Origin of the sequence: Pseudoalteromonas sp. SR45-4 (assembly GCF_014163535.1) — a bacterium.
Classification (GTDB): Bacteria; Pseudomonadota; Gammaproteobacteria; order Enterobacterales; family Alteromonadaceae; genus Pseudoalteromonas; species Pseudoalteromonas nigrifaciens.
Window position 1 is genome coordinate 26993 of sequence record NZ_JACJDO010000039.1, and the last position, 10073, is coordinate 37065.

The 10073-nt window shown below is 36.9% G+C and carries 8 protein-coding genes; 1 reads left to right on the forward strand and 7 read right to left on the reverse strand.

Annotation, left to right across the window (positions count from 1 at the left end):
• Nucleotides 1–55 precede the first annotated feature (55 nt).
• The gene (locus H5058_RS14760; protein ID WP_011328452.1) at nucleotides 56–754 is read right to left on the reverse strand and encodes a GntR family transcriptional regulator; all 699 of its coding nucleotides are present in this window, start codon (nucleotides 752–754) and stop codon (nucleotides 56–58) included.
• Between the two features lie 263 nt (nucleotides 755–1017).
• Here H5058_RS14760 and rsmF point away from each other — a divergent pair, with 263 nt between their 5' ends.
• Entirely contained in the window at nucleotides 1018–2466 is a 1449-nt protein-coding gene (gene rsmF / locus H5058_RS14765; RefSeq protein ID WP_182678845.1) for a 16S rRNA (cytosine(1407)-C(5))-methyltransferase RsmF, read from the forward strand.
• 228 nt (nucleotides 2467–2694) lie between these two features.
• On the opposite strand, the gene H5058_RS14770 is transcribed toward rsmF, so the two are convergent.
• From H5058_RS14770 to H5058_RS14795, 6 genes are read right to left on the reverse strand one after another with little or no spacing between them, the layout of a single operon-like run.
• A complete protein-coding gene (locus tag H5058_RS14770; RefSeq protein ID WP_179807280.1) occupies nucleotides 2695–3417 on the reverse strand; it encodes a VpsP family polysaccharide biosynthesis protein in 723 nt (240 codons plus the stop codon).
• Complete coding sequence (locus H5058_RS14775) at nucleotides 3410–4138, reverse strand: tyrosine-protein phosphatase (protein WP_089368427.1); 729 nt, start codon at nucleotides 4136–4138, stop codon at nucleotides 3410–3412. The genes H5058_RS14770 and H5058_RS14775 overlap by 8 nt, the downstream gene beginning before the upstream one ends.
• A gap of 3 nt (nucleotides 4139–4141) precedes the next feature.
• A complete protein-coding gene (locus H5058_RS14780; protein ID WP_089368428.1) occupies nucleotides 4142–6355 on the reverse strand; it encodes a polysaccharide biosynthesis tyrosine autokinase in 2214 nt (737 codons plus the stop codon).
• 20 nt (nucleotides 6356–6375) lie between these two features.
• The gene (locus tag H5058_RS14785) at nucleotides 6376–6897 is read right to left on the reverse strand and encodes a polysaccharide biosynthesis/export family protein (protein WP_089368429.1); all 522 of its coding nucleotides are present in this window, start codon (nucleotides 6895–6897) and stop codon (nucleotides 6376–6378) included.
• Nucleotides 6894–8111 carry an outer membrane beta-barrel protein gene (locus H5058_RS14790; protein ID WP_089368430.1) on the reverse strand — a complete coding sequence of 406 codons (1218 nt, stop codon included), beginning with the start codon at nucleotides 8109–8111 and terminating at the stop codon, nucleotides 6894–6896. The genes H5058_RS14785 and H5058_RS14790 overlap by 4 nt, the downstream gene beginning before the upstream one ends.
• A complete protein-coding gene (locus tag H5058_RS14795) occupies nucleotides 8095–9498 on the reverse strand; it encodes an undecaprenyl-phosphate glucose phosphotransferase (RefSeq protein ID WP_089368431.1) in 1404 nt (467 codons plus the stop codon). Before H5058_RS14795 ends, H5058_RS14790 begins: the two co-directional genes overlap by 17 nt.
• Nucleotides 9499–10073 lie beyond the last annotated feature (575 nt).

Below are 10073 nucleotides of genomic sequence, written 5' to 3' on the forward strand. Positions count from 1 at the left end.
TGAACGGTGGCTGCTCTGGGGCAGTTTTGATATTTTAAATACTAAAACGATTTATTTAACTGGCTTTAGTTTGCGCTGCAAGTAAATCAAATTTAGTTTGAATATTGGCTTGTGAAGCACTTATGTGGCGCTTCATCAACATTTCGGCTAATTCACCATCGTGGTTTTCAATCGCATTAATAATAGCTAAGTGCTCATCAAATGCTTTTGATACCCGCGGACCAACCATACCCATTTGTACGCGGTACATTCTTATTAATTGATAAAGGTCGTGGCATAGCAAATGAATCAAGTGGGCATTTTTACTGCCTTTAATAATGCGGTAATGAAAATCTAAATCACCTGCTTCTTGATAGTACGACTCGCCTTCTTTTACTCGTTGCGTTTTTAAATGCTGATTAAGTAATTGCTTTAAACCTTGGACTTCATCGGCTGCCATATTGTCGGCAGCAAGACGACACGCCAAGCCCTCTAAGGCACTGCGCACTTGATAAACTTCTATCAAGCGATCTGCTGTTAACGATACAACTCGGCAACCTATGTTGGCTTTACGCTCAACTAAATAACAGCTTTCTAAACGATTTAACGCTTCACGCAGCGTTGCACGGCTTACTCCATAACGCTTTGCCAGTTCTGGCTCAGATATTTTACTGCCTTGTGCTATGCTGCCCTCTACTATTTCTCGGCGCATATTTACAAACACTTGATCTGATGCGGTTGTAATAGGTGTTTCATTTAACAGGCTTTGCGTCATAGGTTACTATTAGATTGTCGACAATTTATAAAGCCACTATGAACTCACTACCACTAAGTGTCAACCCTAAAACAGTATGAAAAGCTTAAAAAACACACGCATTGTCGACATCATTAGCCTAAAGTATAATAATTACCTGCTCTAAAGTGATAAACCACCGCTAAGTGTCGACACCAATAAAAACTAACTTTTTACCTGTTAAGCACTGAAACACACTTTAAGAAATGTTATTATTTGTCTTTAATATAACGACTGGCCAAACCGTGGACGCAAATACCTTTATCCCCGAGCACTTTATCGATGATGTAAAAACCTATTTACCTGCACACCTAGATATAGACGACTTTATTAATGCTTGCCGGCGGCCACTACGAAAATCTATTCGTGTTAATACCTTAAAAATATCTGTTACTGAGTTTAAGCAATACGCTAAGCAAAAAAATTGGCTACTCACTCCTATTCCATGGTGCGAGGAAGGTTTTTGGTTAGAGCGCCCTGCCGCAGAAGAGCAAAACCTAGCACTTGGCAATACCGATCTTCACCTTAGCGGTGCTATGTATGTTCAAGAAGCAAGCTCCATGCTGCCCCCCATAGCACTAAAACAAAGTATAGAGCACACTAATTACGTTCTTGATATGGCATCTGCACCTGGCTCTAAAACTTCGCAGCTTGCTGCACTAATGAATAACCAAGGGGTGTTGGTTGCAAATGAGCTTTCGTCATCACGCTTAAAAGTACTTAGCGCTACTTTAAAACGCATGGGAGTAGGTAACTGTGCGTTATCGCATTTTGATGGGGTGGTTTTTGGTAATTACATGTTTGAGTGCTTTGATAGCATTTTACTCGATGCCCCCTGCTCTGGCGAAGGCACAGTACGAAAAGATGCAGATGCACTAAAAAATTGGTCTATCGACTCTAATATTGAAATTGCCCAAGTACAAAAAGATCTAATTAAAAGTGCATTTTACGCCTTAAAGCCCGGTGGAACCTTAGTGTATTCAACCTGTACGCTTACTCCACTTGAAAACCAACACGTGTGCGACTTTTTACTCAGTGAATTTGGCGACTGTATAATACCCGAGTCTTTAAGTGATCTATTTCCTGGCGCAAGTAAAGCAACTACGTCAGAGGGGTATTTACATGTGTGGCCGCAAACGTTTGACAGTGAAGGCTTTTTTATTGCCAAATTCAAAAAGCAAGCAAGTTGCGACAACCCAAATCTAAAAGTCAAAAAAGGTGCTTTTCCGTTTCAGCAATTTGAGAGCAAAAAAAGTGCTGTTTTTATGCAAACACTTAAGCAACAATTTGGTTTAAATACCTTACCGGGCATATTAATGCAGCGCGATAAAGAGCTGTGGTTATTTCCGCAAGAGTTTGAAGCTGTGCAAAACAAAATTAAATACGCCCGTTTAGGCATTCAACTTGGTGCCATTCATAATAATGGCGTGCGTTTAGCCCACGAGTTTGCAACCGCATTTGGTAAGCAGTGTAAAAGTAATGTATTGCCTTTAACCGACACTCAAGCTAACGACTACTTTCAGGGTAAGGATATTCGCTTAGCTGATGTAAGCCAAAATACAGGAGAAGTTATTTTAACTTTATGTGGCTGCCCTATTGGCTTAGGTAAATGGCAAAAAAATAAAGTTAAAAACTCACTCCCACGTGATCTAGTACAAAATACGCAGCTAATAACATGGGCACAGAGCAATTAAACAGCGTTTAATGTAAAATGTGAGTATTAAAACATGCATACATTTTTGAATATGATTGGGTTGTTAAAAGTACTTAAATTCGGATAATAAATGTGCGGTTTTAATCATATTAGCTATACTTATATGTACTTTCTTCTTCTCCCTATAATCAAGAAAGCGTCTTCAGTTAACGTAAGGCTCAACTAAGAGTCATTTTATAGCCCAGAGTTTTTATAACTCTGGGCATTTTTATTTGCCACTACCACAATGTTTTTTAAATATATAACTTTTGCGAACAGAATCGAAATCGCCACCAAATTGTAACGATAAACACAATATGGGTAAGCTATTACTTTGTTTTGCAATATCAAATACTTGATTGAATTTATAGCCATATTTAACTGCTAACTTCAATTCGTTAACATATAAAGCTTTGTATTGTGGAGTTAGTTGCGACCAATGAATCAACGCTATTTGAATAATACCTAAATGTACATCAAGCTTATAAGGTCCTACTTTTTTTGCTTGTTGAATATAATCATAAACCTGCTCTGTGGGCCCATCTTGATAACTCACCACTTGCGCCAATGCTATCCAAGTTTCTGCCCATGTTTGCCTTAATTCAATAGACTTTAAAAGCGCTTGTTCGGCTTGTTGGTAAGCCAGCTGATGTGTAGGAGCATTAATTACAGTCGGCTGATTTAAAATACTTACTGATAATATTTTTATATACGCATTCAAGTGCCAATAATGAGGATGGCTTGGCTCAAATTTAGCCGCTAAAGTAATAGCTTTTTCGGCCTGCTTTAATTCTGAGCGCTTAATTGGAGAGGACAGCTGTTCCAGCGTATTTCTAGCATTAAAATACCAAGCATTGGCGCGTATGCTTTTTATACTGTAATAGGCAATAAACAAGGTTATAAGCGCTAAAACAATAATAGGGATTAACCTATTTAATTTAAAACTAATCACAAAATAGTGACTCAGTTAAGCGCCAAGGGTTAGTTACAAATAACATATGTGCTTTATCCTCCCCTACTAAATTACTCACAATGTGTTTTGCTTTACTAAGTATTGGCGGCCTACGTTTTACCGAATGCGCATCAGAGGCAACATAATTAACTAAATTACCTTTAAGCATGTCATTGCTAATTTGTTTTGCTTTATCCCCCCACCCCCCTTCAATACTTGAAGCGGTTAATTGAAACTCACAACCTAACTGCTTTAAATGTTCTATATAAAAAGGATTAGCCTGAATATCACGGTTACGTTCAGGGTGAGGTATAATCACTTTAATATTTTGTTTTACTAACCAACCAATAAACTTATCGTAGCCTGGTGGTACATGAGAATGTGGTAGCTCTAACAATAAGTAATTTGCTCCGGCTAAATTCCCAATAAAGGGCAATTTATTTGCCTTTACCAGTGCCATTAACTCTATATCAAGGCGTACTTCTGCCGCTACTGCTAGCTTTATAGTAATTTGAGCCTGTTTTGCATGCTCTTTTAAATCAGCTAAGTCTCTGCGAAGTTGTACCGCGGAGTTATCAAATCGCCCTATATGAATATGCGGAGTAATCACCATATGTGTTATTCCATCACTTTGCGCTAGCTTTAATAATGCTAAAGATTCATTTAAATTTTTAGCGCCATCGTCAATACCGGGTAAAATATGCGAATGAATATCAATCATAATTTAGCCATTAGGTTGAGGTTTTTCTGGCGGTTGTGAGTAATCATAATAATCATAGTATCCGTAGCTATGCTCATCTTTAGTTTTGCTCATATCTACTTGGTTAAGTATAACGCCTGCCACATGTGCTTTTACCTCAAACAAACGCTCTAACCCAGCTTTAATCGGTTTTACCCTTGTTACGTCTGCTCTCACTACATACACTACCGAATCAACACTTTGTGCAATTACTAATGCGTCACTAACCGCTTGTGTTGGGGGAGTGTCAATAATGATGTGATCGTACTTGGTTTTTAAAACCTTTAATAACTCATCAAACCGGGCGCTAGAGAGTAACTCTAACGGATTTGATGGTATTTGCCCACTTGGCATAATAGCAACACCAGAGCGCTCATCTAAATGAACGCACTCAGAAAACTGCTCTGTACCAGTAATTAAATTACTTAAGCCCGGGTGAAATACAGGTATATCAAACCGTTTTGCTAAGCTGGGTTTACGTAAATCAGCATCAATCAGTAAAACGCTCCCCATTTGCGCAAGCGATAAGGCTAAGTTAGCTGATGTGGTGGTTTTCCCTTCACCTGGGACGCTTGATGTAACTGCTATTATTTGATGATTTCGGTCTAACTGAGTAAGCAATAAGCTTGTTCTAAATGTACGCACAGATTCTGCAAAGCGACGGTATTTATCCTCTAAATATGCGTATATCGGAAACGGATTCTTTCTCGATATTTTAACTTTGGGTAATAAACCTAGCATGCGTTGCGCTAGTTTACTTTCAACGTCATTTTTTGTTTTTACCGTATCGTTTAATGCATCAAATATAAAGCTCATCACTACTGCAAAGGCAAAGCTAGCTATAAATGTAATTATTACAATAAGCTTTTTATTGGGCTTACTGGGATATTTAGGTGTGTATGCTCTATCGGTAAAGCGAGCTGCTGCTGAGGTGAAGTCGCTGGTTACTTCGGTTTCTTTAGAGCGAGATAAAAATGTATTAAATATATTTCGGTTAGTTTCAACTTCACGTTTTAACTGATTATACTGCGTTTCTTTGCGTGTAATATATTGATAATCATCTCGGATTTTTTTTAGATCAGCTTCTAATGTATTAACGGTTCGAGTTGTTCTGTTTAACTCTTTTTCGATACCTGTAACTAGGCCTTTAATTTGCTTATTTAAATTAGCTTTTACAGTTGCAAGTTCAGCTTTAGCAGAAATCATTTTTGGGTGCTTATTGCCATATACTTCGCCCAAGTCACTCACTTTTCGCTCAACAAGTACTAACTCGCGCTTTACATCTTGTACTACTTTATGTGATGTTATTTCCGGCATACTACCTAAAAATTCTATATTATTATTTCCGTACTCCTTGATTACTCTGTTTATACTCTTTAAATTATTTCTTGCGGCTCGAGCATCAACTAACTGCTGAGACATTTGCTCTAGCTCTTGTGTCACTAGCCCCGCAATACCTTCTATATCAACTAATTGCTGCGCCTCTCGGTACGCCTGCAGTCGAACCTCTGAATCATCTAATTGGATCCGTAACTGTGACAAGCGTGTGTTTAACCAGCTTGTTGCCTGTTGCGTGATCCCCATTTTGGCGCGCATTTGGCTGTCTATGTATACCTCACCTACCGTATTTGCTACTAAGGCTGCAAGTTTAGAATCACTCGACTCAAAACTCACCCTAACTAATTGCGTTTTACGAATTGGTGAAACTATTAATGCTTTATTAAATATACTAAGCAAATCTTGCATTTGTTGCTCAACTTGATCTTCATACGAGAGCGCAGCAACTTCTTTTTTATTTAAAAAAGGCAGCAACTCTTTAATTAGTATATTAACTTCATTAAATATTGAAGGTTTTGGAATAAAGTCAGTGTGTGACTGCAGATCTAGTTTCGTAATAACTTCACGTGCAATACTGTCTGATTTTATTACCTCAAATTGAGTTAAATAATATTCTTTTTGGTTTGAGTCTAAACCATATATTTCTTCAAAACTAACCGCTTTAGCCTGCTCAGCTTCAATTAATAACGTTGCACTTGCTTTATATTTAGGTATTAAAGTTAACGTAATCATTATCGCTAATAATGTAATAACTATCGCAAAGCTCAAAATTCGCCACTTTGCTTGCTTAATAACATTAAAGTTAATGCCCAACTCAATTACATCATCATTATTATTTAATTTTTCTGATTTTTGATTCATTCATCACTGCCTTTAACGGCTTAAAACAAGCGCTGTTCTATTTTAATGGTGTCGCCCGCTGCAATTTGACTGTTTAAACTGCCTCTAATTTGTTGCTCTTTGGTTTGTTCTTTAAAAATATATATTTTATCTATCGATGCTCGCTCTGTTAATCCACCGCCAAGTGCAATCGCTTGATTTACTGTCATTGCCGGCTGATAAGGGTATGCACCTGGGTTATTTACCTCACCATGAATATAAAAAGGTCGATATTGTGTAACTTGCGCATACACATTGGGGTTAACTAAATAGTCAGGCTGTAGCCCTCTTATTATTATTTGTTCAACCTGTGATGTATTTAGGCCAGCGAGTTTAACTTTTCCCAAAAAAGGGTAATTAACTTTGCCACTGTTACCTAATAACGCCGTCACATCTAAATCTGGTTGGCCAAAAACTTTTATTTCAATTTTGTCACCTGGCCCTAAAGTATAGTTTTGCGCATTTTGGCCAAAACTATTAAAACTTAATAAAAAAGCCAGGCAAACAAGCATCCAAAATTTCATCGATTAGCCTTTAAAACAAAGGTAAAATTAATCCCGACAATGAAACGATCATATTCAATCGTATTTTGATTAGAGTTTTTATCTATAAAATCAACGTAACTAGATACCATCCCAAAGTTACTAACCAAATAGTTTAAACCTAGTCGAGCCGCTGTTGTTTTATCTTGTCTGCCAACATCCCCAGTGTATTGCTCATCTGCATAATTTAAACTTGCCAACGAACTAAAGTAATTACTCCAATTGTGATCCCAGGTAATGTTATAAACACTCTCTTTAATATAATCACCTGCTACTAAGGGATCTTTAGCTGAGCGGCTAGTTAAAAATTGTAACGATGAATAAGTAAGTGGTTGCCAAAGTACTGCGGCTTCCCAGCTTAAACCGGTAAAATCTTCACGTAGGTCAGAAAAAAAATCTTTGTCTTGATAACCGACTTTGAAGGTACCGGATGTTACCGCCGTTGCCTCCCACTCTATTCCCAGTAATATTTTTCTGTCATCTGAATCTCGTGAAATACCATTGGCTTGCAAAACATCATAGCGGTACTTTTCTTGTGTTAGCTCCAAAAAAGTGCGCGTTGCTGCAAGCGTATTGTAGTAACCGGTTATTCCCACTAAAGTTTTATCATAATCGCGATATTGAGATACAGGTCTAAAATTTTGGTATTTTTTATTGAAAAAACCAGCAATAAGCGCAACTTGAGCTTTAGAGCTTTTTGCGCCATATTCATAACGCGTTGTTACATTTTGCTGTTGGTACTTTACTAATTCATTAACAATATCCCCCAAACCTTCGGTTAAACCACTACCTCTGGGTTCATATAACCAATCTGCATCACCTTTAATATCGAGTCTATGCTGTTGGGTAAACTCTTTATGAACGCTCGCTGCTGTGGTCACTTGAGTGAAGTTATCTGTGGTATCTTTATTATGAAAGGACGTTATTGTTCCAACATTAAGCTTATAATTGTCTGGGCCATCTTCAATTACAGCCGAAATGTTAGGTGATATATTCCATATTAACCGCGACTCCTCATTAGTTGGTGTTCTAAAAAAGTTATTATTAGTACTCACTCCTGTTTGTAGTGTAGGCGTTATTTCGGCACCATCTTTTGTAATAATACTACCTGGTTTTAGGTTAGCCGTTGCATAAGGACTGCCCCCAATACAAACAACGAGTAGGCAAGGGGCAATTGTATTAGTAGGCATTTTCATTCTTAAATCCTTTAAATATTGTTATGATTATTATTTTTATATCAAATAGTAATGACCAGTTCTTAATATAGTGTAGGTCATACTCTACACGTTTCGCCATTTTTATTAACGTATCTGTTTCACCACGCCAGCCGTTAACTTGCGCCCACCCTGTAATGCCTGGTTTGGCTTTGTGCCTAAACATATAAAACTCTACTTTTTTTCTATACTCTTCGTTGTGCGCAACCGCATGAGGTCTTGGGCCAACAATGGACATGTCACCTTCAAGTACATTTAAAAACTGAGGAAGTTCATCAAGACTCGTACGTCGCAAAAATCGGCCTAACTTTGTTATCCTCACATCATTTTTTGTAGCTTGAGTTACCACTTTGCTGTTTTCTGTGACTGTCATTGAACGGAATTTCCAAACTTTTATTTTTCGTCCATCAAGTCCGTAACGATCTTGCTTAAATATTACAGGACCAGCTGATGTTAATTTCACTGCCGCGGCAATAACTAATAGTAATGGCGAAATCAAAAACAATATAATCATTGAAAACACAATATCCTCTGTACGCTTAATAAACTCATGAGCACCAATGCACGGTGACTCAAACACACTCAATGTATCAACTTCGCCAACATGTTCAATACGCGCATGTATAAGATTAGAAAGCAAAAAGTCAGGTATTATATGCACATCAACTGTGGTATCACCCAGCTGCAATAAAATGTCTGCAATACGTTTTTCTGCTTTCATGGGAAGAGCAATATATAACACATCAACTCTGCCCTCTCTTGCTAAATCCACAGCTTTTTGTATGTTGCCTGCAACATCATGAGAGGCTAATTTACTAAATAAACGCTCTGGGTTTCTATCATCAAAAAACCCTAAAAACTTAAAGCCTAACTCATCATTTTTCTCAATTTCATCATATAAGTAAGCAGCGGTTTCTGTAGCACCAATGATGGCTACATTGCGTAAATATGAACCAAATTTACGACGATTTCGCTTATACAAGTACACAGCTAAGCGCCATAAATATAAATAAAGCATGCTTAATAAAAACCACAAGCTAATGCCAATCCGAGATAAGGATTCTGAAAACTTAAAAATAAATGATATAAAAAACAAACAAGCGAATGAAACTAATAAAGCGCCCCAAACACACAACATCATTACTCTAAACTTCCCTGCTCGCCACGATCTATAAGTAGAAAATATTTCAGCGCAATATAAGTAAATTAATGCAACACTTAGCACTGATACCATATAAAAAGAGCTTAGATTAAAGTTATAAAATAAGGCGGAGCATTGAAAAGCAAAAAACAATGCAAAAATATCGAAGAGTCTATAAAAGCAGGCATCTGACGAACCTGATAACTTAAATGTCCTTGAAGAGCTCATAACTATTAATTCCTATTAATTGGTCTCAGGTAAGAAGAAGCATCACTAGACTATGGAATTAATACTAAATTAACATCTCAAATTGCACAATTAACATACAGGCGGGTTTACTAATATACAAAAGGTTAAAGCTATTTTATTAAACATATTTCTTAAAATATAAATGTATCTAAACTACAACTCCCCATCTAAACAACAGCCCTTTTTTATGTAATCATGCTTAGATATTTAAATAAACAATGCATGAATCCATCTGGTTAATATCATGAGTAGGGTATACGTAACTTACTCTCTCAGTAAAAACTATGCCGATGAATAAAAGCTAATAGCATAATATTACAATAAATTTGCACATTTTTGGCTCTGTTCTTGATGTGTAATTTGCCCTACAGCTATTTTTAATTATCATCTACTTAGTTTTAGCAACTACATTCATTTACTAACAACATAATAGCAACCTATTACCTTGGGGCTTAATTACTGTTTACTTGAAGGTTTTAATAGTTTTATTTATAGCCAATAAAATAAACAACTTAAAAAAACAAACACAAAATAAACAAACATAAAACAAAAAC

What these genes read in the sequence shown, in the direction of transcription:
- H5058_RS14795 (WP_089368431.1), bottom strand. Translation starts at nt 9,498, where the DNA reads ATGAGCTCTTCAAGGACATTTAAGTTATCAGGTTCGTCAGATGCCTGC.
- H5058_RS14760 (WP_011328452.1), bottom strand. Translation starts at nt 754, where the DNA reads ATGACGCAAAGCCTGTTAAATGAAACACCTATTACAACCGCATCAGAT.
- H5058_RS14785 (WP_089368429.1), bottom strand. Translation starts at nt 6,897, where the DNA reads ATGAAATTTTGGATGCTTGTTTGCCTGGCTTTTTTATTAAGTTTTAAT.
- H5058_RS14790 (WP_089368430.1), bottom strand. Translation starts at nt 8,111, where the DNA reads ATGAAAATGCCTACTAATACAATTGCCCCTTGCCTACTCGTTGTTTGT.
- H5058_RS14780 (WP_089368428.1), bottom strand. Translation starts at nt 6,355, where the DNA reads ATGAATCAAAAATCAGAAAAATTAAATAATAATGATGATGTAATTGAG.
- H5058_RS14775 (WP_089368427.1), bottom strand. Translation starts at nt 4,138, where the DNA reads ATGATTGATATTCATTCGCATATTTTACCCGGTATTGACGATGGCGCT.